At 65.0% G+C, this 24,354-nt stretch carries 21 protein-coding genes and 1 riboswitch; of the genes, 10 read left to right on the forward strand and 11 right to left on the reverse strand.

All coding sequences use genetic code 11. The features are described 5' to 3' along the window. Nucleotides 1-29 precede the first annotated feature (29 nt). Nucleotides 30-1,331, forward strand: a complete 1,302-nt coding sequence (locus HH302_RS09445; RefSeq protein ID WP_172201637.1) for a DUF3300 domain-containing protein — start codon at nt 30-32, stop codon at nt 1,329-1,331. Between the two features lie 32 nt (nt 1,332-1,363). After that, nucleotides 1,364-2,299 (forward strand): DUF2950 domain-containing protein, encoded by a 936-nt coding sequence (locus HH302_RS09450; protein ID WP_172201639.1) that lies wholly within the window; start codon nt 1,364-1,366, stop codon nt 2,297-2,299. Nucleotides 2,300-2,377: 78 nt separating this feature from the next. On the opposite strand, the gene HH302_RS09455 is transcribed toward HH302_RS09450, so the two are convergent. Both HH302_RS09455 and HH302_RS09460 read right to left on the reverse strand, forming a co-directional pair. Continuing rightward, a complete protein-coding gene (locus HH302_RS09455) occupies nt 2,378-4,465 on the reverse strand; it encodes a prolyl oligopeptidase family protein (protein ID WP_172201641.1) in 2,088 nt (695 codons plus the stop codon). A 91-nt stretch (nt 4,466-4,556) separates the two neighbouring features. Next, a complete protein-coding gene (locus tag HH302_RS09460; RefSeq protein WP_172201643.1) occupies nt 4,557-5,543 on the reverse strand; it encodes a questin oxidase family protein in 987 nt (328 codons plus the stop codon). 90 nt (nt 5,544-5,633) lie between these two features. Here HH302_RS09460 and HH302_RS09465 point away from each other — a divergent pair, with 90 nt between their 5' ends. Beyond that, complete coding sequence (locus HH302_RS09465) at nt 5,634-6,074, forward strand: hypothetical protein (protein WP_172201645.1); 441 nt, start codon at nt 5,634-5,636, stop codon at nt 6,072-6,074. A gap of 34 nt (nt 6,075-6,108) precedes the next feature. On the opposite strand, the gene HH302_RS09470 is transcribed toward HH302_RS09465, so the two are convergent. Then, on the reverse strand, nt 6,109-8,082 hold the full coding sequence (locus HH302_RS09470; protein WP_172201647.1) for a S9 family peptidase: 1,974 nt from the start codon (nt 8,080-8,082) through the stop codon (nt 6,109-6,111). Nucleotides 8,083-8,371: 289 nt separating this feature from the next. Next, the gene (locus HH302_RS09475) at nt 8,372-9,313 is read right to left on the reverse strand and encodes a hypothetical protein (protein WP_172201649.1); all 942 of its coding nucleotides are present in this window, start codon (nt 9,311-9,313) and stop codon (nt 8,372-8,374) included. Nucleotides 9,314-9,449: 136 nt separating this feature from the next. Here HH302_RS09475 and HH302_RS09480 point away from each other — a divergent pair, with 136 nt between their 5' ends. The 3 genes from HH302_RS09480 to HH302_RS09490 all read left to right on the forward strand — a co-directional run bounded on the left by HH302_RS09480 (nt 9,450) and on the right by HH302_RS09490 (nt 11,889). Next, nucleotides 9,450-10,334 (forward strand): dienelactone hydrolase family protein, encoded by an 885-nt coding sequence (locus tag HH302_RS09480; protein ID WP_172201651.1) that lies wholly within the window; start codon nt 9,450-9,452, stop codon nt 10,332-10,334. A 103-nt stretch (nt 10,335-10,437) separates the two neighbouring features. Next, entirely contained in the window at nt 10,438-11,055 is a 618-nt protein-coding gene (locus HH302_RS09485; protein ID WP_371814663.1) for a trimeric intracellular cation channel family protein, read from the forward strand. Between the two features lie 123 nt (nt 11,056-11,178). After that, nucleotides 11,179-11,889, forward strand: a complete 711-nt coding sequence (locus HH302_RS09490) for a pseudouridine synthase (protein WP_172201653.1) — start codon at nt 11,179-11,181, stop codon at nt 11,887-11,889. A gap of 25 nt (nt 11,890-11,914) precedes the next feature. Here the strand turns inward: HH302_RS09490 and HH302_RS09495 are convergent, their stop codons facing one another. Then, entirely contained in the window at nt 11,915-14,383 is a 2,469-nt protein-coding gene (locus tag HH302_RS09495) for an IPT/TIG domain-containing protein (protein ID WP_172201655.1), read from the reverse strand. A gap of 105 nt (nt 14,384-14,488) precedes the next feature. Beyond that, nucleotides 14,489-14,956 (reverse strand): SRPBCC family protein, encoded by a 468-nt coding sequence (locus HH302_RS09500; protein ID WP_172201657.1) that lies wholly within the window; start codon nt 14,954-14,956, stop codon nt 14,489-14,491. A gap of 134 nt (nt 14,957-15,090) precedes the next feature. After that, nucleotides 15,091-15,192, forward strand: a riboswitch (S-adenosyl-L-homocysteine riboswitch). Between the two features lie 93 nt (nt 15,193-15,285). Here HH302_RS09500 and ahcY point away from each other — a divergent pair. The 4 genes from ahcY to metF are packed head-to-tail and all read left to right on the forward strand — an operon-like array spanning nt 15,286 to nt 18,989. After that, nucleotides 15,286-16,695, forward strand: coding sequence for an adenosylhomocysteinase (gene ahcY, locus HH302_RS09505; protein WP_172201659.1), 1,410 nt, complete (start codon nt 15,286-15,288; stop codon nt 16,693-16,695). A 10-nt stretch (nt 16,696-16,705) separates the two neighbouring features. Beyond that, nucleotides 16,706-17,281 carry a hypothetical protein gene (locus HH302_RS09510; protein WP_172201660.1) on the forward strand — a complete coding sequence of 192 codons (576 nt, stop codon included), beginning with the start codon at nt 16,706-16,708 and terminating at the stop codon, nt 17,279-17,281. A gap of 14 nt (nt 17,282-17,295) precedes the next feature. Then, nucleotides 17,296-18,153, forward strand: coding sequence for a TlyA family RNA methyltransferase (locus tag HH302_RS09515; protein WP_253946079.1), 858 nt, complete (start codon nt 17,296-17,298; stop codon nt 18,151-18,153). Further along, nucleotides 18,153-18,989: a methylenetetrahydrofolate reductase [NAD(P)H] gene (metF, locus tag HH302_RS09520; RefSeq protein ID WP_172201662.1), complete on the forward strand. Its 837-nt coding sequence runs from the start codon at nt 18,153-18,155 to the stop codon at nt 18,987-18,989. The genes HH302_RS09515 and metF overlap by 1 nt, the downstream gene beginning before the upstream one ends. 59 nt (nt 18,990-19,048) lie before the next feature. On the opposite strand, the gene HH302_RS09525 is transcribed toward metF, so the two are convergent. The 5 genes from HH302_RS09525 to HH302_RS09545 form a co-directional block, all read right to left on the reverse strand. Then, on the reverse strand, nt 19,049-19,627 hold the full coding sequence (locus tag HH302_RS09525) for a DUF924 family protein (RefSeq protein ID WP_371814666.1): 579 nt from the start codon (nt 19,625-19,627) through the stop codon (nt 19,049-19,051). Further along, nucleotides 19,620-20,111, reverse strand: a complete 492-nt coding sequence (locus HH302_RS09530) for a GFA family protein (RefSeq protein WP_172201664.1) — start codon at nt 20,109-20,111, stop codon at nt 19,620-19,622. The genes HH302_RS09525 and HH302_RS09530 overlap by 8 nt, the downstream gene beginning before the upstream one ends. Nucleotides 20,112-20,173: 62 nt before the next feature. After that, on the reverse strand, nt 20,174-21,202 hold the full coding sequence (locus HH302_RS09535; RefSeq protein WP_172201665.1) for an extracellular solute-binding protein: 1,029 nt from the start codon (nt 21,200-21,202) through the stop codon (nt 20,174-20,176). A 10-nt stretch (nt 21,203-21,212) separates the two neighbouring features. Beyond that, on the reverse strand, nt 21,213-23,759 hold the full coding sequence (locus HH302_RS09540; RefSeq protein ID WP_172201666.1) for a DNA topoisomerase III: 2,547 nt from the start codon (nt 23,757-23,759) through the stop codon (nt 21,213-21,215). Nucleotides 23,760-23,861: 102 nt separating this feature from the next. Next, nucleotides 23,862-24,350, reverse strand: coding sequence for a DUF494 family protein (locus HH302_RS09545; RefSeq protein ID WP_172201667.1), 489 nt, complete (start codon nt 24,348-24,350; stop codon nt 23,862-23,864). Between the last annotated feature and the right edge of the window lie 4 nt (nt 24,351-24,354).

Here is a 24,354-nt window from a genome sequence, read left to right on the forward strand (position 1 = left end):
CCGTCTGCCGCGCATCCAGGAGAAAACGCATGCCGTCCCGGCCGTCCCGAATCCTTTCGCTGCTCATGTCCGGCGCTGTCGCATTGACGGTCAGCGCCCCGCTTGTTCCGGCGTTTGCCGAAACCGCTGCGGCGAGCACGCCCGCCAAACAATCGTCCGGCAAAGTCTTCTCGCAGCAGGAACTCGATGAGCTGCTGGCGCCGATCGCGCTGCACCCGGATGCGCTGCTCGCGCAGATCCTGATGGGCTCCACTTACCCGCTCGACATCGTAGAAGCCGCGCGCTGGCGCAAGGCCAATCCGAAGGTCGACGGCAAGGCGCTCGAAGACGAACTCGCGAAACAGACCTGGGACCCCAGCGTGAAGTCGCTGGCGACGTTCCCGTCGGTGCTCGACATGATGAGCGAGAAGATCGACTGGACGCAGAAGCTGGGCGACGCCTTCCTCGGCCAGCAGAAGGCCGTGATGGAGACGGTGCAAAAACTGCGTACCAAGGCCAAGCAGGCCGGCTCGCTCGCCGACACCAAGGAGCAGAAAGTCAGCACCGCCAATGAAGGCGGCACGACCGTGATCAAGATCGAGCAGGCTGATCCGCAGGTGGTGTACGTGCCGACTTACAACCCGGCGGTCGTTTACGGCACCTGGTGGTACCCGGCGCCGCCGCCCTACTACTACTACCCGCCCGGCTACGTGCCCGGCGCAGCCTTCTTCACCTTCACGGCCGGTGTGGTCGTCGGTGGCGCCTTGTGGGGTAACTGCAACTGGGGCGGCAACGACATCAACATCGATATCGACCGCTACAACCAGGTCAATCACTTCGACAAGAACACGGTCAACAACGTCAAGAACGGCAAGTGGGAACACAACCCCGAGCAACGTCGTGGCGTGCCCTACCAAAGTCAGGGTGCGCAAAGCAAGTTCGGCGGCGCACAGGTCCAAAACAACAAAGCCCGCGATGAGTTCCGCGGCCGCGCGGAAACCGGCCGGCAAGACCTCGGCCAGCAGGGCTTCGATCGCAATGCGGCGGGCAGTCGCCCCAGCGCCGGCACCAGCGATCGCGCCAGCGCGAGCAACCGAGCCGGCAGTGGCGCAGCCGACAATCGCGCGGGAAGCATGGATCGCAGCGCGGCTGGCGACCGCGGGAGTGCGCAACCGCGCGCGTCGACGAGCGATCGCAGCTCCAGCTCCGCTTTCGGTGGCGTGAACTCCGGTGCGCGAGCCAACGACTACAGCAGCCGCGGCAGCGCCAGCCGTGCCGGCATGAGCAGCAGCGGTGGCGCGCGTGCGAGCGGCGGCGCACGGGCCGGTGGTGGCGGCGGACGCCGCCGTTGAGTGATGCGCAACGCAGAACGGATGATGAACCGATGACCAATTCGCACTCTTCGCGCCTCGCGCGCACCCTGCGTGGAATCACCTTCGCCAGCGCACTGATCGCCCTGCCCGCTTTCGCTGCCGGCGGCGCGCCACGCATCTTCCCACAACCTGAAGAAGCAGCCGCCGCACTGGTCGACAGCCTCAAGGCCGCCGATGGCAAAGCGGTGCTCGCCGTCCTCGGCGGCAAGGCACGCGACTGGGTATTCACCGGCGACAGGCCGACCGACATCAAGGTGTGGCAGAGCTTTGTCGAAGCCTACGACGCACAGCACACCGTGGTCGAAGTAGCCGACGGCCGCGCGGTGCTGATCGTTGGGCCCGGCCGCTACCCCTTCTCGTTTCCGATCATGCGCGTGGCGGGCGGCTGGCGTTTCGACGCCGAACAGGGCAAGGAAGAACTGATCAACCGCCGCGTCGGCATGAACGAGCTCTCGACCATCGAGGTGCTCAAGGAGGTCGTCGCTGCCCAGCGTGAGTACGCGCTGATGGATCGCAACGGAAACGGCTCGCCGGAGTACGCGGCACGCTTTACCAGCAGCGAGGGCAAGCGTGACGGCCTCTACTGGCAGACCGCCGAGGGTGAGGCGCCGAGCCCGCTGGGGCCGCTCGTCGCCGATGCACAGGCCGAAGGCTACGGCAAACACGCGCGCGGCGCGCCCTTCCACGGTTACCTGTTCAAGATGCTGACCGGGCAAGGTCCGGATGCCGTGGGTGGCGCGCAGACCTACACCGTGAATGGCCTGGTCGGCGGTTTTGCGGTGCTCGCCTATCCCGCCAAGTACGGCTTGAGTGGGGTGAAGTCGTTCATCGTGAACCAGAACGGCGTGATTCTTGAGAAGGATCTCGGGGCAAACACCGCGGCGATCGCGGCCAAGACGACGCTGTTCAACCCCGACAAGGGATGGACGCCGGTCGCCAAACGCTGATCAGCCACGCAAAACAGAAACGGGCCGGTCGCTTGAAGCACCGGCCCGTTTTCATTGGCTAGGCGAACGCTGGGCTTTTCAGCGCAGCGTCTGGTCGAGGAAGGTCCAGGTCAGGGCCCACATCCTCGCCCGCTGCGTGTTGTCGGCGGCCCCAGCGTGCCCGCCCTCCATGTTCTCGAAGTACCAGACGTCCTGGCCGAACTCGCGCATGCGCGCCGCCATCTTCCGCGCATGGCCGGGGTGTACCCGATCGTCGCGCGTGGACGTGACAAACAGGGTGCGCGGATATGTCACGCCCGCCTTCAGGTTCTGATACGGCGAGTACTTCGAGATGTAGGCCCACTCCTCGGCGATGTCAGGATTCCCGTATTCGCCCATCCACGACGCGCCCGCCAGCAAAAGGTGATAGCGCTTCATGTCCAGCAACGGCACCTGACACACCACTGCCGCAAACAGGTCTGGTCGCTGCACTTCGGTCGCCCCCACCAACAGCCCGCCGTTGCTGCCACCCATGATCGCGAGCCGCTTCGGCGAGGTGATGCCGCGCTGGATCAGGTCCTCTGCGACCGCGATGAAATCGTCGTAGGCGTTCTGGCGCTTCTCTTTCAAGGCTGCCGCGTGCCAGCGCGGGCCGAATTCCCCCCCGCCGCGGATGTTCGCCACCACATAGGCGCCGCCTTTTTCGAGCCAGCCTGCCCCAACGCCACCGTTGTACGCGGGCGTCAGGGCGACTTCAAAACCGCCGTAGCCGTACAGCACCGTGGGCAGAGATCCGTCGCGCGGCACGCCCTTCGGCATGACGATGAAATAGGGCACCCGGGTGCCGTCACGTGACGTGGCTTCGTACTGTGCCGCCTCCAGCCGCGACGCGTCGAAGAAGGCTGGCAAGCGTTGCAGCACCTGCGCGCCGGGTTTGCCAAAGTGCAGGTAGCTGAGTGTTGACGGCGTGAGGTAGTCCGAGGTGGTCAGCAGGTAGTCGTTCGAGCGTTCGGCATCAAGCGGCATCGTCTTGCTCGCGCCCAACTCGGGTACCGGCACAACGCGCTGCGACCATCCCTTGCGACCGGGGCGCACCTCCATCACCCGCCCGCGCACCCGGTCGAGCAGATTGAGCACGAAGCCGTCCTTCACCGCGTGCCATTCCTCCATTGCCACCGTTGCGCTCGGGGCGAACAAGACCTTAGGTACGGCGGTGCGCTCACGGGTGCTGTCGAGCGGCAGCGCGAGCAACGAACCCTTTGCATAGCTGTGGCCGTTGCGCGTCCAGTCGTCGCGCAGCTCAAGTATCAAGCGGTCGCGCCACACCAGCGCCTTGGCGCTGTCCGGCTTGTCGAGTTTCACCGCTTTGCCGTGCTGCCCGATGGCGTAAATCTCCTCGGTGAAGAAGCTCGGCCGGCGGACGATGAAGTTGCGCGGCGCAGCCTGCGTCTGGTCGAGAACGGCGGAAACCATCATGTCCTCTTTGCCCGCCTCGAAGATCGTCTGCGCCTGCTCGATCGGCGTGCCGCGCTTCCAGCGCTTGAGGATGCGCGCATAGCCGGAATCGGTGAGGCTGCCGGGCCCGAAATCGGTACCCACGATCAGCGTGTCGCGATCTACCCAGGTGATTTCGGTCTTCGCATGAGCGATGCGGAACCCCCCGGCGACGAAATCGCCGGTACGCGTGTCGAACTCGCGGATTTCCACCGCATCACCACCGCCGCGAGAGAGCTTTACCAGGCAACGCTCGCCGCTCGGCCCAAGGCATTCAACACCTTTCCACACCCACGACTGCCCCTCCGCGCGGCCCAGCGCATCAACGTCGAGCACCGTGCGCCAGCGTGGTGTGCCCTTGCGGTAGTCGGCCAACGGGGTGCTGCGCCAGATGCCGCGCGGGTGCTCGGCGTCTTGCCAGAAGTTGTAGGCGCGCGATCCAATCAAGGTCACCGGCACCAGCCGTTGCGGCGAGTTGTAGATGTTCAGCAGGCGCGCATGCAAGGCCTCATATCCCGGTGCCTGCTCGAGCTTGGGCAGGGTCTCGGCGTTGCGGGCACGCACCCAGTCCAGTGAGGCAGGGGTATCAACCGCCTCCAGCCATTGATACGGGTCTTCGTCACCCGCGAACACAGCGCAAGGTGCGGAAACGGCGACCAGACAGGCCGCCGCCAGGGTAAAGCGAACGAACATCGGAACAGGCTCCCGCGACAGATCGATTAGGAGCAGGGGCCAAAGGCCCGTGCAGCCCGGCAGGCTATCACCGCCCACCGGGAACACTTTGTCAGTGTGTATCGGCCGTCACCACCTGCGCCGCGCAAGCATGCAGCAAGCCCGGCAGCTCCGAGGTATCCGGGTCGAAATCGCGTGCGAGCGCGTCACAGCTATCGACCAGTTTGATCACATGATCGTCGCTGCTGGCGATCGCCGCGGCGCGCAGCGCCGCCCAGGGCGGCAATGGATCGGGCAGCGGCCGCAAGCTCATCGGCCACGGTCGGCCAATCGCAACATAGGCCGCGCAGAAGCCCAACCAGTAGCGCTGAAGCACCGGCTCCGGCGCGGCCATCCACGGCCACAGCACGCGCAACGCATGCAAACTGGTGACCAGGTGCAACGCGGTGAAGTCACCGGTGGCACGGTAGAGGCGGGCGGCGGTGACTGCGAGCGAGTGCCAGGCGCGCGCCGCACCCTTCTCGATCCGCAAGGGCGGCAGCGCGGCCAGAAACGCGGGATGCGCCAGCACTTCCGCCAAGCGCCCCATGATCATCGGGCGCTCGAACACCACGTTCGCGAGCGCCGTGCCTTGCGACAGACTGCGCAAGCCCTCCGCCGCGCCGGTGCTGCCGGCAGCGGTCGGAAGCGGAGTCTCCCGGCGGAAGGCGCTCAGCACCGCAAGCCCTGCGGCCGCCTCGACATCCACGCCGAAACGTACACCGTAGGCGAGCCGGATCAAACCGTGAAACGCCGCGGTAACCAGCCCCTCGAGCAAGTGTGGCAACTCGCGACGCAGCACTGCATCGCGGCCGTCCGCAGCGATCTGCGCCTCGAAGTCAGCCCAACTGGCCGCAAAGCCGCCAGCTGGAGTCTGCACCGCCAAGGGCCTGATCAGGCCGCGCTGCGCTTCGGCAAAGGCATCCAGCCGCGCTGGCGCGGCACCCAGCGCATGCAGCGCCGCCAGCACCATCGGCAGGTGATTGCTGTTGCCATTGGTCAGCGACGGATCATCACCACGCAAGGCGTTGAGACGGAGGAGAAGCGCATCGTTCGGCATGATCAGTTCATCGGGGCAGGACGACCCGCGATTGTGACACCCGCGGCGGTGGTACGCTCCGCGTTCCCGATCTCGCACGCACCTGCATTCATGTCGTACACCCGCACGCTTTTGATCGCCGCCGCCCTGCTCAGCCTGCCCCTGCCCGCCGCGGCCGAGGACTGGCTCGTAATCTCGGGCTATTCCTACCACTTCGAGCGTCGCGACGAATACCGCGCCGACAACCCCGGCGCCGGTTGGGAACGCCCCTCCGAGGAGTATCCGCTGTCATGGATGGCCGGCTACTACCGCAACAGCTACGACAAGGACACGTTCTACGCCGGCGCCCGCTGGGAACCCGAGCTGGTGAAGTGGGAGCATGTGAAGCTCGGCGTGTTCGTCGGCCTCGCCAGCGGCTACTGGACACCAGTCGTCGCGCTGCCGATGGCGAGCTTCCAGTGGGGCCGCTTCGGCTTCAACCTCGTCGGCGCCCCATCGATCCGCGAATACTCTGGCTACATCGGTGGGCAAGTGAAGCTCAAGTTCGACTGAGGCGGCACGGCGAATGCCGCCTCGGTCACGAGGGTCAGTCGGCCGGGTTGTACTTGGCCAGGAAGCGCTCGATTGCGTGATAGAGCTTGAACTGGTTTTCCTCAATATGAAAACCATGCCCTTCACCAGCAAAGACATGCCATTCAACTGGGGTGCCGTTTGCCTGCAACGCATCGCGCATCTTCTCGCCATGCGGGAGCGGCACGCGGGAGTCCTCGGCGCCGTAGGCCATCAGCACCGGCGCACGGATCGACTTGGCGTTCTTCAACGGTGACACCCGGTTGAACATCTCGGCATCCGCGTCCGGATCGCCGATCATGATCTTTGCGTCATTTTCGATCCAGGCGCTGTCAGCATAGTCAGACCAACTGATCGAGAAGAACAGCGCCGGATCGGTCACACCGACCATGTTGATGCCGCAGCGATACTTGTCCGCGTCGCGCGCCAGCGCCGACATCGTTGCAAAGCCACCGTAGCTCGCGCCCATGATGCAGACACGCGAAGGGTCGATCGTGCCCTGCTTCGCCAGCATGCTGACCCCGTCGTTCAGATCGTCCTGCATCTTCAGGCCCCACTGCTTGAAGCCCGCCGAAAACAGGTGGCTGCCGAAGCCCATCGACCCGCGGAACTGGGGTTGCAGCACCGCGTAGCCCCGGCTGGCCAGGAACTGAACCTCGGCATTGAAACCCCAGCGGTCGCGGGACCAGGGGCCACCATGCACCAGCACGACAAGCGGAAGGCGCTTCGGCGCCTTGCCTTTTGGCAGTGTGAGGTAGGCCGGGATCGCAAGTCCGTCGCGCGCGGGGTAGCGAAGTGCTCGCGTTGCAGAAAACTCGGCGCCGTCAAGATCCGGTCGCGTCTTCAGCAGCGGTTCGATATGGCCCGCCTTGACGTCGTAAAGGAAGTACTCACCGGGCGCGGTATCCGAATAGGAGTAGACAAGGACGCGCCCGGAAGCATTGCCGCGCACCATGTTGACACGCCCTTTGAGCGTTGCGTCAACGCGTGCCTGCACCGTCGCCCACGCCTCGTCGAACCATGCCGTCTCAGGCTCGGCGTCGCCAAAGACGGTGACGCCCTGAAGCTCGCGCGACTTGCGGGCGAAGATCAGACCGGAATCCGCCAGGTCGGCCACCGGGTGGGCGACCAATTGCTCGCCAAGCTTCCGGTTTGCAATGTCGTACGCGAACAAGGCCGTGGTGTCCCGCCCCCGCGCGCTCAACACATAAAGCTCTTTGCCCGATGCATCGAAGGCCGCCGGCCAGACCTGATCGTGCTCAAGCATGCCGAATTCTTCGAGCTTCACCCATGGCGCGTCAGCGCTGTCACGCAGCCACAACGTGCCGCGGGTCTCGCTTTTGTTGACCGTCACTACTGAACGCACGACACCTTTTGCATCGACCACGGCGTCGATGACCTGACCAGGCATGTTGTAGGTCAATGTCTGCCGTTTTGCATTGCGCGTGTTGACCCGCTCCAGTACGAGCGCCTTGGTGCCGTACTTGGCGGTCTGGACGATTACATCGTCACTGCCGTCCTCCATCGCCCGGCGCAGGTAACCGTACGTGGGGTGCCACGCACCGTCGCCAACCTGCTTCTTGGGCGACGGAATCACCTCGCGCCAGTTGCTGCCGTCGCGATCAACCGCATAGATGCCGCCGCTGCCGGCGAAGAACTGATCGTAGCCGCTGGAGCCGGAGCGATCGTCAGTCGCTGTAAGAACAAGACGGTTGTCGTTAACCCAGGCGAAGCGGCCGACATCCATGTCCTTGAAGCCGGTCACCGGGAAAGCCTTGGTGTTGTCCAGATCGACCACCACGAGGTTGATGCGACCGCCAACCGTTGCGAGGCCCGCTACAAAGCGCCCGTCGGGAGACAGTTGCATGGCGCGGTTCTGGTCATGGCGGAACAGCGTTTCAACCGGAATCGGCGCGGCAAACACGGATGGGAATACCGAGGAAATCAGCAGCGCACATGCAATGCTGGCGTTTACAAGTGTCTTGAACATGGATTGAGGGGACGGTCGGGTCGGGGCGGATGTGGGGACTGTGCCTGCCGAATCGGATTCAATGCTTCCAATCGGGAGAGCAGTCTTGCGGCGAGCACCACGGGTCAAAGGGCGAAATTCTAGGTGGCCCGTCCGTCACCCGATATGACGGGGCTCACATCCATGCTGCGACTCCCAGACGAGTTCGCAGTGCACCGAGAAATATGTCGTCACATCGGCAGCGCGGTGCACGATAGGACGCGCTGGCGGGACCCCGAACACCCGCTCGCAAGGCTCAGGCTTCAGCGATTCAATCGCCGATCGCGGTGAGCAAGCCCCGCGCATCGCCGCCAACGTTCGGCAGCACGCTGGTGCGTGCGATCTCCGTCAGCGGTTCGCGCGCAACGCGCTGCAACGTGCCGCGGATTTCCGGGTGTAGTGCGTAGAGCTGACCCAGTGCGGCGAGCGCCTTGGTGCGATCGGTGTGGCTGGGCAACGTAAGTACCTGCGCCAGCGTGCCGGCAAGTGCATCGGCCACCGCGGGATCCTTGATCCATTCGATGAAGGTGAGCACCAGGCGGCCGGTGAGGTTGCGCACCTCGTTGTCCGGGTCGAGCAGCCGGCCGTGCAGCGCGGCGATCGAGGCTTCCGGCCGCCCGGTCCAGGAGAGCATCGCGATGGCGTCCTTGCGCTCGGGGTGGCGGGCGTCGAGCGCGATCGCGATCATGCGGTCCTGCTGGCCGTTTGCAAGATCGCGCAATTGCGCATCGAAAGTGCGCAGTTCCGGATCTTCCGCAACCACGATGCCCGATGGCGTAATGCGTTCCCCCGGCATGTAGCCATCCGCGAGCACTTCCTGCACGCGGTACTCGCGCTGCGCGATCAGCTGGCGCGCTTCCGGCGGCACGCGGGCGGCGGCGCGCGGCGCGGTGGAGGGTTGCAGCACCGGGTCTGCGCTGGCGTCTTCAAGAATCTCGACGACGTAGTGCAGGCGGCTTCCGACCATCGCACCATTGCACGACACCGCGGCGATTGGCAGCTTCTTGAGTTTTTCGCACCACTTGAGCATTTCCTTCTCGTTCTGCGTGACGGCCTCACCCGGCTTGATCGGCAACTGTGAGGTGACCTGCTCGCGCGTCAGGCGCTTGATGCCGATGATTTCGGTTTCGCCCCAGACGAGCTGGCGCTGCGCAAACGCGAGCGTGGGCAGTAGCGTGAGCAGGGAGAGCACAACACCGGAAACGAGGCGCATGGAAGAATCGCAGCAGGAAGGATTGCGGATTGTCCGGCGATCCCACCACGCGCTCAAGTCCCGATGGCAACACATGGCCGGGAATCTTTTCCGGTCTGGCGCGTCCATTGCAGACCCCAACCACGGAGAGCCCACGATGCAAACCGGATCGCAGCAGCCCCTGCAACAGGAATTCGACAGCCTCTCACCCGCCCGTGTGGCGAACCGACGTGAGTTCGTCGCCGGTCTCGTGGCGAGCGGCTTCGCGCTGGCCGTGCAGCCTGTCGCTGCGCAGAGCGTGATCAAAACGCCTGCCGACGGCCTCGTCGCCGGCACGGTAGAGATCCCGGCCGGCGACATCACGCTGCGCGGCTACCGCGCGATGCCTGCCGGAAAAGGGTCTTTCCCGGTCGTGCTGGTGGTGGAAGAGATCTTCGGCGTGCATGAGTGGATTCAGGACATCTGCCGCCGCCTCGCCAAAGTGGGCTATCTCGCGGTTGCGCCCGATCTGTTTGCGCGCCAGGGCGATCCAACCCAGTACGACACGATTCCCAAGATCTTCGAGAACGTGATCTCCAAGGTACCGGATGCGCAGGTCATGCGCGACCTCGATGCCGCCGCCGCCTGGGCCGGCAAGAACGGTGGCAACGCAGCACGGCTCGGCATCACCGGCTTCTGCTGGGGCGGCCGCATCACCTGGCTTTATGCCGCACACAACCCGAAGCTGAAGGCGGGCGTGGCCTGGTACGGACGCCTGGTCAGCGCGCCGAGCGAGTTGTCGCCGAAGCACCCGATCGACCTGGTTGGCGAGATCAAGGCGCCGGTGCTGGGTTTCTACGGTGGCAAGGACCAGGGCATTCCAGTCGATTCGGTCGAGAAGATGGGGGCCGCGCTGAAGGCGGCTGGCAGCCGATCCGAAGTGCGCATCTACCCGGAGGCGGATCACGGTTTCCTCGCCGACTATCGCCCAAGCTTCAACCCTGCCGCGGCGGCAGACGCCTGGCCCAAGGCGCTGGCGTGGTTGCAGCAGCACGGCGTCTGATCGCCGCGCATTTGGCCCGGCGCAAGGGCGGGTGTGCGCGCAAGGGTATGCTTGGCGGCTCTCTCCGCATGCCCTGAACGTGATGCAACTGCCCGCGCCTGCCGTGAGTATTTCCCTGCTTGGTTACTGGCTCGGCATCGCCGCGGTAGCTGCCTGCGCGGCGGCGGCGGTGCTGGAAGTCGGCCGCAAGCAGTTCGACGCCTTCGGTGTGGTGGTGGTCGCTTTTGCCGCAGCGCTGGGCGGCGGCACAACGCGCGACCTGCTGCTGGGGCGCACGGTATTCTGGGTTGCCGACCCGACCTACCTGATCGCCGCCGCCCTGGCCGGTATTGCGGCCTTTGCGCTGGCGCGCCGCATGCGCCTGCCGCTCGACCTGTTCCTGATTCCCGACGCAATCGGCCTCGCGCTGTTTACGATCGTCGGCACCAAGGTGGCGCTGAACGCCGGGACCCACTGGACAGTCGCCGCGCTGATGGGCGTGATCACTGGCGTGGTCGGCGGCATCCTGCGCGATGTGCTGGCGAATGAAGAGCCGGTGGTGTTCCGCGGCGAGCTGTACGCCACGGCCGCGGGCGCCGGCGCGCTGAGCCTTGTCGCCCTGCTCGCACTGGATTTCAATGCGCCCTGGGCGGCGTTCTGGAGCGGCACGCTGATCTTCCTGCTGCGGCTGGCGGCAATTCGCTGGCGGCTTGCGCTGCCCAAATTCGAGTCACTACGCTAGCCGCTGTGGCATCCACGCCCTGACTGCACGGCGCGCTCGTTCCCTGCCATGCCGCCCATGTCGGCGCCAAGTGAGGGCGAGTTGGGCGTATAGTCCGCGCCTTCGCGAACAAGGAATCTCCCGATGCAACTCGACCGCATCCTCCAGTCTCAGGGCTTTGGCAGCCGCAAGGAATGCCGCGGCCTGGTACGCCACGGCTTTGTCCGCGTGAATGGCGAAGAGATGGACGACCCCTTTGTCGAACTTGATCCGGCCGGGCTGGAATTCGAGGTCGATGGCGAGCGATGGTCATACCGCGAGGTGGCCTATGTGATGCTGCACAAGCCCGCCGGTTACGAGGTGTCGCACAAGCCGGTGCACCACCCCAGCGTGTTCGCGCTGCTGCCCGCACCACTGCGCGCACGTGGCGTACAGGCCGTCGGTCGTCTCGACGAAGACACCACCGGCCTGCTGATCCTCACGGAAGACGGCCAGCTGATTCATCAGCTCAGCTCACCGAAACGCGCGATCCCAAAGATCTACACCGTCACGCTGAAGCACCCGGCCACGCCGGAGCTGGTCTCGGCGCTGCTTGCTGGCGTGGAACTGCACGACGAGCCCGAGCCGGTGGTCGCGGCAGGCTGCGAAATCATCGGTGAGTGCCTGCTGCGCCTGACGATCACTGGCGGCAAGTACCACCAGGTCAAGCGCATGATCGGTGCAGCCGGCAACCGCGTCGAAGCACTCCACCGCGGCGAGATCGGCCGCCTCGCCTTGCCGGCCGACCTCGCACCCGGCGAATGGCGCTGGCTCAGCGAGGCCGATCTCTCGGCGCTGCGCTGCGACGCCGCCTGAGCGGCGTGCAGCGACCGCTGCCCGCTTAGCGGGCGAGTGTCAGCGAACGGGCGTTGAAGCCGCCCGAGAGACTGAATTCCCACTTGCCGCCGGCCGGCACGCCAGTCAGCGGCAACGTGGCCTTGCCACCAGTCAGTTGCAGCGCCAGCACCATCGGTTCCGTGCCGAGCTGGCGCACGCGAAGCACCGGGTAACGTGCGGCATCCCAGGTCACGCTCAGCACGCCATTCGCCTCGCTCCAGCTGAGCGGTGACGCACTGGTCGCCGTGTCGCCCACCGACTGCGCGGCGGCTACCGGCGGCGAATCCAGCGTCAGCGGCAGTGTCATCGCGCCCTGCAACACCTCGACCTTCGCAATCGTGCCGGGGTTGGGCAGGGCCACATGGAAATGCTGCAGGCTGCTGCCAGCCTCGTCGGCCACCTTCACTGGCGTGAAGGGCACCTCGACCACGGCACCCACAGCAGTCGTCACACGCAAGGTGAAGGCGCCTCCCGCGGCATAGGGCTGGGTTGACATGCGCGCGCCGGGGGGCGCCAACCGCACCTTGCCATCGCGGATATCACCGAAGAAATCCAGCATCTCGATCGGCTCGGCGAACGGCGTGATCTGCGGATAGGTGAAGCTCTGCATGAAGGTCTGCACGCGGCTGTAGTTGTAGTCCGAGAACCACTCGCTATCGCAATAGCCCATCACGTCGTGCGCGACGCTGGTGGCCGGGAAGTAGACCGTTTCAGGGCCCACAGTGCCATTCCGGTCGCTGTCGAACTCGTGCACCGGATAGGGCCCGAGGCCACCTCCGGCGTAGGGGAAGTCGGCCTCGGCGTCGGTTGCTCCTCCACAGGGTGCGTGACCCAGGCTCATGTTATGGCCGACCTCGTGCGTCATCGTGTCAAGCCATGCATTCGCGCCGAAGCGGTTTGCAGCAAGCGCGACCGAGTCCAGCCCTATCGCTGCCAGCCAGGCGCCGCCGCCCGAATTGGTTGCTCCATTCTGGTAGGCGAGGCCAGATGTACCGCCGGAGAATCCGGGCGAAGGCACAAGGCCGTAGTAGTGCTTGCCACCGCCTTCGAGATCGCGCAGTTGCCGCACCTCCTGCAGCGCGTTGCTCCAGCTGTCCGCAACAGTGCCACTTACTGTCTTGGTCGCCAGCGTGTAAGGCGTCCGCACACTGATCGTGATCCTCGACGCATCGATCGGGTAGGCGCGCGCAAACATGCGTCGTACGACCTCGACATCGGGCACCGTACCCGTCGAGTTGTTCGTCACCAGCGGTACGAGCACCAGGTTCAGGTTGGTTGGCCGGCCGACACTCGGCGTCGCGCTACGGGTTGCGCCGCTGTTGGCGGGCGAGGTATTGGCCACCGTCACCCCGATTTGCAGCCCGCTCTGCACGCATGAAGCGGGGATCTGCGCGGAGAAAGTACCCGCCAGGTCGTCCAGCGCCGGGGCTGTCGTCGGCAGCGCAGACGGCCCGGTCAGCGTGAGCGTCGGGCTTGCCGCACAACCGCTGATCGTTGCCGTCACCTTGGGGCTCGCGATGCGCTGGTTGGCGCTGATGTAGGCCCGTACCAGCGCGATCTTGCCGGGAACGAGGAACTGATAAGTTGCGCCAACCGGTTGCGAGTACGCCTGAGCGACATCGACGCGCGAGATGGTCACGACCGGCGCCGAACCGGTGGTCAACGTGAACACGCCGGCCTGCACCGACTGCCCGCCAGGGCCACTGAGGATCACATTGCCGCTCTTCGCCGGGGCGGCAAAGTCGAGTGACGTGGCCGTCTTGTCCAGCACCGTTGCGGCCACACCGCCCACGCTGACCCCCGTGACGGTATCGAGCGCGAGGCCGGTGACCTGCACCGAGACGCCTTCCGGCCCGCTGGTGGGCGACATGGCGCTGACGGAAATCAGCGCCGGCAGTAGCGTAAAGGTCTGCGTGAGCGTACGACTGCTGCCGTTGGAAAGCACCAGGGCCAGGCTGCCGTCGGCAGCACCGGCCGGCACGACAACGATGAGCTGGGTGCCGGTCCGCGCCGTCGGGGTCACCGCAACACCGCCCACACGCACCTGACTCACGTTCGCCAGATTGGTGCCGGTCAGCGTCAGCGAATCGCCCGGACGTGCGCTGGTCGGCGACACGCTGCTGACCTGCGGCACGCCGAGCACGGTCAGCGTGGTCGGCGAATCGACCGTCGCGGTGCCCGATACCAGCGTCACCGTGCCGCTGACTGCGGAGTCGGGCACGACAAAGCTCAGCCGCGTCGTGCTGATCAGCGTGAAGGGGACGTCAGCGGTACCGAGGCGCAGGCCGGTGACACTGTTGAAGTTGGTGCCGATCACCGTCACCGTATCGCCCGGGAAGGCGAAGGACGGGCTCAATCCGGTCACCGTGACCGTTGCGGTCTGCGTGCCGCCGCCCCCGCCGCCGCCACCACCGCAGCCGGCAACGAAGGCGGCGCTCAGGAACAGGATCAGAAATCGGTACAGGTAGTGCATGACAGCGTCCTCTCAGGCCGACGGGCCTGCGTGCGGGAGGTCGGATTATGACAAAGCGTTGGCGCGAAAGATCCGGCGAGACGTCGACCGCCGGCAGCTGGCCGATCAGTGGCCGCGACCGCGTGCGGCGAACTCACGAATCAAGCGCACCGTATCAATATCGGCGGCACGGTAGGCGGCCTTAACGTAACCGGCGAATTCGGCGTCGCCTCCGCTCTGCTCGTTCAAAGTCGTCCGGTAGGCAAAACGCAGCACGAGCAAGCCTTCGCCCGGCTCTTCGATGCTGACAGCCAGCTGTGCGCCCGGTCGTTCGCCTTCTGCGGCCGATTCGAAGCGCACCACGCGATCAGGCTCGATACGCACGGTGTCGCGCATGCGGAAGCTGCCGAAATCCAGCACACGCTCCACCTGCGTCCCGCTGCGGCTGAGGATCTCGCAGCCCACCAGCGCCGGCTGGAAAGCGCAGGGATCTTCGACGCGCCACATCAACCCGGCCCACACCTGCTCACGCGTGAGCGTATCGGCCAAGGCCTCCAGCGGATCGTTGATCACCACCACATGTTCGAACTGCACGGATTGCCTCGTTGCCGCTTCGGATTGTGCAAAGTCTCGCACAGGCAACGTGTTTCCCGCCGGGTCGCAGCGGTTTCCATTTGTATTCAGCGGCATAGCGTCGGCAAAGCGGGCGAGTTGATCTATACTTCGAGACTTCCGAGGAGCGCTGCGAGAGTCGGGCATGCCCCGAATCCCAGGCTCGGACCCTGCCAGAGCGCGTTCGCGCAGGCGGGCAAGAACTGCGCTCACCCTGTCCAACCCTCGCCGGGCTTGGGTAGCGTGAGCGAACCGGAACTTGCCGGTCACATCCCTGCTTCCCTCCCGGCCACACCGTTCAAGGAGTTCGTATGAACACTGTGGTCGATACCAAAGATTACGTCATCGCCGACCTGTCGCTCGCCGACTGGGGCCGCAAGGAAATCAAGATTGCCGAGGGCGAGATGCCCGGCCTGATGGCGATCCGCGAAGAGTACGCCGCTGCGCAGCCGCTCAAGGGCGCGCGCATCACCGGCTCGCTGCACATGACGATCCAGACCGCCGTGCTGATCGAGACGCTCACCGCGCTGGGCGCCGAAGTGCGCTGGGCCTCGTGCAACATCTTCTCGACGCAGGATCACGCCGCCGCCGCAATTGCCGCGCAGGGCATCCCGGTCTTCGCCGTGAAGGGCGAAACGCTGACCGACTACTGGGACTACACCCACCGCATCTTCGAATGGGCCGACGGTGGTTTTTCCAACATGATCCTCGACGACGGCGGCGACGCCACGCTGCTGCTGCACCTGGGCGCGAAGGCCGAAAAGGATCTGTCTGTGATCGCCAAGCCGACGTCCGAAGAAGAGACGATCCTCTTCGCGGCGATCAAGGCCAAGCTCGCGACCGACCCGACCTGGTACTCGACGCGTCTGGCACAGATCAAGGGTGTCACCGAAGAAACCACGACCGGCGTGCATCGCCTGTACCAGATGCACCAGCGCGGCGATCTGAAGTTCCCGGCGATCAACGTGAACGACTCGGTCACCAAGTCGAAGTTCGACAACCTCTACGGCTGCCGCGAATCGCTGGTCGACGGCATCAAGCGTGCCACCGACGTGATGATCGCCGGCAAGATCGCCGTGGTGTGCGGCTACGGCGACGTGGGCAAGGGCTCGGCCCAAGCACTGCGCGCACTGTCGGCGCAAGTGTGGGTCACCGAAATCGACCCGATCTGCGCACTGCAGGCCGCGATGGAAGGCTACCGCGTGGTGACCATGGAGTACGCCGCCGACAAAGCCGACATCTTCGTCACCACCACCGGCAACTTCCATGTGATCCAGCACGACCACATGGCCGCGATGAAGAACAACGCCATCGTCTGCAACATCGGCCACTTCGACAACGAGATCGACGTCGCCTCGCTCGAGAAGTACCAGTGGGAAGAGATCAAGCCGCAGGTCGATCACGTGATCTTCCCGGACGGCAAGCGGATCATCCTGCTCGCCAAGGGCCGCCTGGTGAACCTGGGCTGTGGCACCGGCCACCCGAGCTACGTGATGTCGTCGAGCTTCGCGAACCAGACCATCGCGCAGATCGAGCTCTTCACCAAGACCGCCGACTACCCGGTGGGCGTCTACACGCTGCCCAAGCACCTCGACGAAAAGGTCGCGCGCCTGCAGCTGAAGACCCTCAACGCCCAGCTGACGACGCTGCGCCCCGAGCAGGCCGCCTACATCGGCGTGCCGGTCGAAGGCCCGTACAAGGCCGAGCACTATCGCTACTAAGCCGGCATTGATGCGCACCCGCGTCGCGCTTGGCTGCGCCCTCCTGCTGCTCGCCGCCTGTGGTGGCGAGCAGTGGGTGCGGCTATCGCCCGAAGAGCAACAGAAGCTCGCCACGCCCGGCATTCGCATCAACGCGATCGCGGAACAGGCGACGCCAGTGATTGCGGATCTGCTCGCCGCGACCGAAGCAGAAGTGCTGATCAACGGCCGCCCGCTGAGCGAGGCGGAACTGGCGATGGCACAGACGCTCGGCATCGCCGCGCCGCAGAAAATCCGCATCGAAGTTCGCCGCCGCTTTCCGATGCCGGAGGATCCGCGCATGGCCAATGCGGCGCGTGAGCTGGGCCTGATCTTCGGCACCGATGACGAAGCCGGTCGCACGCAGGGTTACGCAATTCTGCTCAAGCCAGAGTTCGCCAACTCGCGACGGCTGATCTCGCATGAGCTCGTCCATGTCGCGCAGTACGAACGGCTCGGTGGCATTGCACCGTATGCGCGGCAGTATCTGGTCGAGATGCTGGCGCTTGGCTACAGCCGCGCGCCGCTCGAACAGGAAGCCTACGCGCGGCAGATCACCACGCCGTAGTCCGAACGATGTCGATGAACTCCTTCCACGCGCGCAACAGCAAGCCGCGCGCCACGCAAAGCAAACGCAGCGTCACCGCGCATGCCGGCACCCGCGCAGACCAGTTGTTGGTCGAACGCGGCCTAGCTGCATCGCGCACCGCGGCGCAGCGGCTGATTGCGGCGGGCCGAGTGAGCTGGCAGTCGCCGCAAGGGACGCAGCAGGTTGGAAAACCGGCCGACTACCTGCCCGACAGTGCCGAGCTGCAGGTCGCCGAGGATGCCGAGGACCGCTTCGTGTCGCGCGGCGGTCATAAGTTGGCTGGCACGCTGGCGCAAAGCGGCGTCGCAGTCGCCGGGCGCTGCTGCCTCGACCTGGGCCAGAGCACCGGTGGTTTCAGCGACTGCCTGCTGCAGGCGGGCGCGGCGAAAGTAGTTGGTGTCGAGGTCGGGCATGGCCAGTTGCATGCGCGCCTCGCTGACGACGCACGCGTCGTCACGCTGGAAGGCCTCAATGCCCGTTCGCTGAGCACCGGCGATCTGGGCGAACACTTTCCACAAGGCGGCTTCGATCTGGTCACCGGCGATTTGAGTTTCATCTCGCTGACCCTGGTCTTGCCCGCCGCTGCCGCGCTGATGCACCCGCGAGCCGACCTGCTGATGCTGGTGAAGCCGCAATTCGAAGTGGGCCCAAAAGGCCTCGCGAAAGGCGGCATCGTGCGCGACACGGCGCTTTACCCGGAAGTCGAAGCCAAGATCCGTGCGGCCTGCGCCGACTGCGGCCTCACCGTGCAAGGTTGGTACGACTCGCCGATCACCGGCGGCGACGGCAACCGCGAATTTTTCGTCCATGCGCGCCGCGCAGCGGACGCCCCCGAATCAGCAGGTCAGTGATGACAGACAAACCCACATTCAGCATCGAATTCTTCCCGCCCGCGACGCCCGAAGGCGTCGAGAAGCTGCGCCTCGCACGCGCCCAACTGGCGCAACTCAACCCGGCGTTCTTCTCGGTCACCTACGGGGCCGGCGGCTCTACGCGCGACCGCACGCTGGAGATCGTGCGCGAGATCCAGGCCGAAGGCCTGCACGCGGCGCCGCACCTGTCGTGCATCGGCGCAACCAAGGACAGCATCCGCGACCACCTGGCGGAGTTCCGCGAGATGGGCGTGACCCGCATCGTCGCACTGCGCGGCGACCTGCCCTCCGGCATGGCCGACCCGGGCGAGTTCCGCTACGCCAACGAGCTGGTTGCCTTCATCCGCGCCGAAACCGGTGATGCCTTCCATATCGAGGTGGCCGGCTATCCGGAATTCCACCCGCAGGCGCGCAGCGCCACCGCCGACCTCGACGCTTTCGCGACCAAGGTGCGCGCCGGCGCCAACTCCGCGATCACGCAGTACTTCTACAACGCCGACGCCTACTTCCAGTTCGTCGACGAAGCGTGGGCCCGTGGCGTGGAGATCCCGATCGTGCCAGGCATCATGCCGATCGCCTCGTTCAGCAAGCTGGCGCGCTTCTCGGACGCCTGCGGCGCCGAGATCCCACAATGGATGCGCCGCCGCTTCGAGGCACTGGGCGACGACACCGCAAGCGTGAAAGCGCTGGGCCTGGATATCGTGACCGAGCTGTGCGAGCGTCTGCTCGAAGGCGGCGCACCGGGCCTGCACTTCTACACGCTGAACCAGGCGGGCCTGACCAGCACGATCTGGCAACGCCTCGGGCTCGCCTGACACAACCGCGCCAGGGCCGCCCACTGGGGCTGCGCCTGGCGCCACCGGCCCCTGCCCGCTCAGAAGCGGGAGCCGGGCTCGGTGAGGAAGCGCTGCTCTTCGACTGTCGACGCGCGCCCCAGCACCGCATTGCGATGCGGGAAGCGACCGAACCGCTCAATCACATCGCGGTGGCGGCGCGCATAGTCGAGGTAGGGTGCGCCATCCGGCCACGACGACGCGAGCGCTTCGAACAAGCGCACCGAGTGCGCCTGCGCGTGAGCATCTTCGGCATGTTCAAACGGCAGGTAGGCGAACACGCGCTGCACAGCGCTCAAGTGCTGGTCGTCGCCGCGCGCGACCAATGCGCTGGCGGCGGAGAGCGCCGACGCATCGCCCGCAAAGGCGCGCGGCGTATCGCGGAAGACGTTACGGGTGAATTGGTCGAGCAGCAGGATGCGCGCCAACCCGCCCGCTGGCACGGCATCCCATTCGCTCAGGTCGCCGGCGAGCGCACGCTCGATCCACACGCCAAACTGGTCAGCGATGCTGCGATCGAAGGCATCGGATTTGCGGAACCACTCAGCGCGCGGCGAACCGAAGCCAATCGCTCCGGGCGGCAGGAACCAGAAATCGAGTATCGGCTGCCAGTCAGTCACGTGGCGCATCCGCCGCGCGAACAGTGGCCAGACCCGGCTCAGCCTCGCCGTAGGCCTGCCGCCAGCGCGTGGTCAGGGCATCGTAGTCGCTCGCCTTCTGCTCGGGCAGACCATCCGGTACATGCCAGGCCGCTACGCGCGTCTCCACCGCGAAGTGGCTGGCGGGCGGCACGCGCGCCGGGTCGTCGAGGCTCCCGACGGAGAGATCCATGCGCGGCGAATCGATGAAGTGAAAACTGAGCGGGGTGCCGCATTCGGCGCAGAAAGCGCGCTCGGCGATACGCGAGGAACGGTAGCGTTTGGGCGCCACACCAAGCCAGCTCACATCACTGACCGCCACATTCACCCACGGCGCAAAGACGCTGCCAAAGGCAAGCTGGCACATTCGGCAATGGCAGTAGTAGCCCTCTGGTTTCTCGATCCGGACACGGTAACGCACCGCGCCGCACAAACAACCACCTTCCAGCTCCACCGCTTCGCTCATCACAGCCCCCTCGCAGCACGCAGCCGGAACACTTCTGGCTCCACGACGAGCCAGACGGCTGGTCAACGTGCCTTGTCGTAGCCCGACATCAAACGTTCCCAGTAGAGCGTACGTCGCGCGTAGTCCTCCACAGGCTCCAGCCAGATCAGCTTGGCCTCCTGGCGGGACGTATCGCTGCCGGAGGTCAATGTGCTGGCGAGCCCTTGTCGCACCGGCAGCTGCCCACTGACAGCGGGGGTCAGCGTGTAGTTGATCCACGCCTCGGCAAGGTTGCGGTCGCGCGCGCCACGCATCACCGCCCAGCAATCCAGCCAGGCGAGCGCCCCTTCACGCGGGATCACATAGCCAATATCGGCGCCGGCCTTCTCCAGCATCTGCACCTGTTGGTCGCCATAGTTGGCGTAGACCAGCGCGATGTCCTTGCTGCGAAACAGCTCCACAACTTCTTCGGGCTTGCTGTAGAAGCCCTGCACGTTGTCGCGCAAGTCCCGCAAGCGCGCCACCGCCTGCGAAAACTGCGGTTGCGAGAGCCGGAAGGGATCGCTGAATCCCAAGGCCAGTGCAGCGAGGCTGAAGTTGTGGCTGCTGCCGTTGTAGGCCAGCACTTTGCCGCGGTACTTCGGATCCCACAGCGCAGTGATCGATACCGGTTGTTTGGTAACGAGCTTGCGGTTGTAGATCAGCCCCATCGCCGAGTAGGTGTAGGGAATCGCGTAGGCCTCGCCCTTGCGCGTAAGGCCCGGGATATTGGCGAGGTTGCGGAAGCGCGCAGTCTGATTGTGGGTGTTCGGGATATTGCGCAGCCGCAACGGCAGCACCAGACCGTTGTCGATATAACGTTGCAGCTCTGCGGTATTGGCGGCGATCACGTCGAACGGCGTACCGTCCTTGCCGCTGTTCGCACGCTCCCACATCTCGTCGTCGGAACCGACATAGGTGACGTCGACGCTGACGTTGAAACGCTGCTCGAAGGCCTGCACCAAGTCACGATCGGCATAGCCGGGCCAGGTCAGCAGGCGCAGGGTCTCGCCCGCGCCCGCCGGCGACGCCAGCAGCAGAACCGACAGGAGGCTGATCAGGCGCCGCAACATACGGAATTGGCTACGCGGTCTTGCGGCGTGTGCGCGGTGCTGGCTTCTCGGCCGGGGCAGCAGCCTCGTCAGCACCCGCCTTCTTGCGGGCTGGCGCCTTGGGCGCCTTCTTCTCGAACTCGAAACCGACCTTGCCGTCGTCACCACGCACAAGGAATGCCGAGAACTTGCGACGCGTACGCGACGAGACGAAGTTCTTCAGCAGATCCGTACGCCCATCTGTCAGCAACTTCTTCATCTGCGTCGGCTCGATCTCCTGCTGCAAGATCACCTTGCCGGAGCGGAAATCGCATGATTTGCCCGGGCCGACCGATTTCTCGCAGACATAAGAGAGGCCATGGTCGTAGACGTTCGCGCGGCACTTCGGACAAGCCCCGAGCGCCTCCTGGCCCGAGAAATCGACCGGCTCGGCGAGTTCGTCGTCCTTAGGCTGCCCAAAGTCGAACTCAGGCTGCTTCTCGTCGTTGAGCTTGATGATCGCGTTGAACGGCCGACCCATCTTGTTGCGGAAGCCCACCAGCGGCCCCACCTGTCCCTCGGTCAGCAGCGTCTCGATTTCATGCGGTTCGAACTGGCGCCCCGCAACGATCTTCCACAACGAGTATTCGCAGTCGCTGCACTGGAATTTCTTGTAGGTCTCGCGAATCAAGCCGCTGCACTTCGGGCAAGGCGACTTCAGGATGCCGAAGTCGCCGGGAATCGTGTCGCTATCGTAGGTTTTCGCACGCTCGACGATGTGCTTGGTCATTTCGGCGATTTCGCGCATGAAATCTGCGCGCGAGAGTTCGCCACGTTCAATCCGGCCCAGCTTGTATTCCCACTCGCCGGTCAATTCGGGCGAGGTCAATTCCTCAACCGACAACCCCTTCAGAAGCGTGATCAGCGAAAACGCCTTGGCGGTCGGGATCAGCTCACGGCCCTCGCGCAGCATGTACTGCTCGGCGATCAGGTTTTCAATGATCTGCGCCCGCGTGGCAGGCGTTCCGAGGCCGCGGCCGCCCATCGCTTCGCGCAACTCTTCATCATCCACGAGCTTTCCGGCGCCTTCCATGGCGGACAGCAGCGTCGCTTCGTTGTAGCGTGCCGGCGGCTTCGTGACGTTGGGCTTCACCAGCACATCGTCAGTGCGCACCACCTCACCCGGCTTGACCGGCGCGAGGGCGGGCGTGGCATCGTCCTTGTCCTCGGCGCTCGCGGCTTCCTTACCCCAGATCGCGAGCCAACCCGCGTTGACCAGCACCTTGCCCTCGGTCTTGAAGGCTTCGCCCTCGACGCGGGTGATGCGTGTCGTCACCAAGTACTCGGCGGCCGGGTAGAACACCGACAGGAAACGCTTGACCACCAGGTCGTAAATCTTCGCCTCAGCCTCGGACAGGCTCTTCGGCACCGTCCCGGTCGGGATGATCGCGAAGTGGTCCGAGATCTTGGCGTTGTTGAAGATGCGCTTGTTCGGCTTGACCCAACCTTGCTTGACGATCTGGTTGGCGTAGGGCGCGTAGCGATCCGGCAGCCCAGCCAGCACACCACCGACGGTCGGCAGATAGTCTTCCGGCAGCGCGCGTGAATCGGTTCGCGGATAGGTCAAGGCCTTGTGCTTCTCGTACAGGGCCTGCGCGAGTTGCAAAGTGGTACGAGCGGAGAAACCAAAGCGGCCGTTTGCCTCGCGCTGAAGACTGGTGAGGTCAAACAGCAGCGGCGAGAGCTGGGTCGACGGCTTGCTCTCTTCCTCAACTTTGCCCGGCTTACCGTCGCACTTGGCGCGGATCGCCTCAGCGTGAGCCTTGTCCCACAGCCGGCTGGCGGTCGCGTGTTCGTCGTTCTCGTCCTTCTTGAACTTCTCGTCGAACCAACGGCCGACATAGCCGCCCGCGGCGGCACCAAACTGACCTTCAAGCTCCCAGTAGTCGCGAGACACAAACTTGCGGATGCGTTCCTCGCGCTCGATCACCAGAGCCAGCGTCGGCGTTTGCACACGGCCGACGGTCGTCAGGTGGAAGCCGCCACTCTTCGAGTTGAAGGCCGTCATCGCACGCGTGCCGTTGATGCCGATCAGCCAGTCGCTCTCGGCGCGGCTCATCGCCGCATCGGCGAGGCCAGAGAGCTCCTTCGCCGGGCGCAGACGGGCAAAACCCTCGCGGATTGCGGCAGGCGTCATCGATTGCAGCCACAGGCGCTGGACCGGTTTGTCGGTCTTTGCGTGCTGCGCGATGTAGTTGAAGATCAGTTCGCCTTCACGGCCCGCGTCACAGGCATTCACCAGCCCGGTCACGTCCTTGCGCTTGATCAGCTTGGTCAGCAACTTCAGTCGGTCGGCCGTCTTCTCGATCGGATTCAGCGCGAAATGCGGCGGAATCATCGGCAGGTGCGCAAAGCTCCACTTGCCCCGCTTGACCTCGTATTCCTCCGGCACTGCCAGTTCCAGCAAGTGGCCGATGGCGGACGACAGCACGTACTGCTCCGACTCGAAATAGTCGCCTTCACGGGTAAATCCCCCAAGCACCCGGGAGATGTCCTGCGCCACGGAGGGCTTTTCGGCAATGATCAGTAGCTTGCTCATGTTGGGTCGATTACGGCAGCGGCCGTTGCACCTTAAGGGTGCGAACGTCCAGCAAGAATGGGTGGGCGCCGCGCGCGCAGCCGCGCAACGGCGATCGGTGTCTCAGTGCAGCAGCTCTGCGGCCGGGCTCTCGTCGCCCCATGCCGGCCCCTCGGCGCTGGACAGCAGTTCTTCCATGATCAGTGCATCGACGTTGTCCTGCTGTTGCCACAGCACCATCAGCACAATCACTTTCAGCTTCGCCAGGCTCAGGTCGGCGCCCGGAAGGGCCATCGCACGCTCGATGATGCGCTCACGGCCCAAGGGGTCAAGCACGCCCGAGTGCTCCAGGAAGGTAATGAAACCACGGCATTCGGTATCGAGCCGGGCCAACTCCGGACCACTGTAGATCCGACTCGATCGGTTATCGCGATCGATTTTCGGTGAGTCGCTGCCGGCAACCCGCTGCAAGCCGGACAACCATTCCAGCGCCGAATCGATGTCTTCCGGCTCGAAGCCCGCCGCGCTGAGCTTGCGCGCGAGCAACTCCGGCTCGGGGCAGGCCTCAGGGTAGCCATAGCTTTCAAACACATAAACAAGGATATCGATCATCGCG

It is taken from the genome of Niveibacterium sp. COAC-50, from assembly GCF_013184235.1.
GTDB classification, from domain to species: Bacteria; Pseudomonadota; Gammaproteobacteria; order Burkholderiales; family Rhodocyclaceae; genus Niveibacterium; species Niveibacterium microcysteis.

Bases quoted from the DNA above. Each gene is read 5' to 3' on its own strand.
- HH302_RS09445 (WP_172201637.1), top strand. From the start codon at position 30: ATGCCGTCCCGGCCGTCCCGAATCCTTTCGCTGCTCATGTCCGGCGCT.
- HH302_RS09450 (WP_172201639.1), top strand. From the start codon at position 1,364: ATGACCAATTCGCACTCTTCGCGCCTCGCGCGCACCCTGCGTGGAATC.
- HH302_RS09455 (WP_172201641.1), bottom strand. From the start codon at position 4,465: ATGTTCGTTCGCTTTACCCTGGCGGCGGCCTGTCTGGTCGCCGTTTCC.
- HH302_RS09460 (WP_172201643.1), bottom strand. From the start codon at position 5,543: ATGCCGAACGATGCGCTTCTCCTCCGTCTCAACGCCTTGCGTGGTGAT.
- HH302_RS09465 (WP_172201645.1), top strand. From the start codon at position 5,634: ATGTCGTACACCCGCACGCTTTTGATCGCCGCCGCCCTGCTCAGCCTG.
- HH302_RS09470 (WP_172201647.1), bottom strand. From the start codon at position 8,082: ATGTTCAAGACACTTGTAAACGCCAGCATTGCATGTGCGCTGCTGATT.
- HH302_RS09475 (WP_172201649.1), bottom strand. From the start codon at position 9,313: ATGCGCCTCGTTTCCGGTGTTGTGCTCTCCCTGCTCACGCTACTGCCC.
- HH302_RS09480 (WP_172201651.1), top strand. From the start codon at position 9,450: ATGCAAACCGGATCGCAGCAGCCCCTGCAACAGGAATTCGACAGCCTC.
- HH302_RS09490 (WP_172201653.1), top strand. From the start codon at position 11,179: ATGCAACTCGACCGCATCCTCCAGTCTCAGGGCTTTGGCAGCCGCAAG.
- HH302_RS09495 (WP_172201655.1), bottom strand. From the start codon at position 14,383: ATGCACTACCTGTACCGATTTCTGATCCTGTTCCTGAGCGCCGCCTTC.
- ahcY (WP_172201659.1), top strand. From the start codon at position 15,286: ATGAACACTGTGGTCGATACCAAAGATTACGTCATCGCCGACCTGTCG.
- HH302_RS09510 (WP_172201660.1), top strand. From the start codon at position 16,706: ATGCGCACCCGCGTCGCGCTTGGCTGCGCCCTCCTGCTGCTCGCCGCC.
- HH302_RS09515 (WP_253946079.1), top strand. From the start codon at position 17,296: ATGAACTCCTTCCACGCGCGCAACAGCAAGCCGCGCGCCACGCAAAGC.
- metF (WP_172201662.1), top strand. From the start codon at position 18,153: ATGACAGACAAACCCACATTCAGCATCGAATTCTTCCCGCCCGCGACG.
- HH302_RS09530 (WP_172201664.1), bottom strand. From the start codon at position 20,111: ATGAGCGAAGCGGTGGAGCTGGAAGGTGGTTGTTTGTGCGGCGCGGTG.
- HH302_RS09535 (WP_172201665.1), bottom strand. From the start codon at position 21,202: ATGTTGCGGCGCCTGATCAGCCTCCTGTCGGTTCTGCTGCTGGCGTCG.
- HH302_RS09540 (WP_172201666.1), bottom strand. From the start codon at position 23,759: ATGAGCAAGCTACTGATCATTGCCGAAAAGCCCTCCGTGGCGCAGGAC.
- HH302_RS09545 (WP_172201667.1), bottom strand. From the start codon at position 24,350: ATGATCGATATCCTTGTTTATGTGTTTGAAAGCTATGGCTACCCTGAG.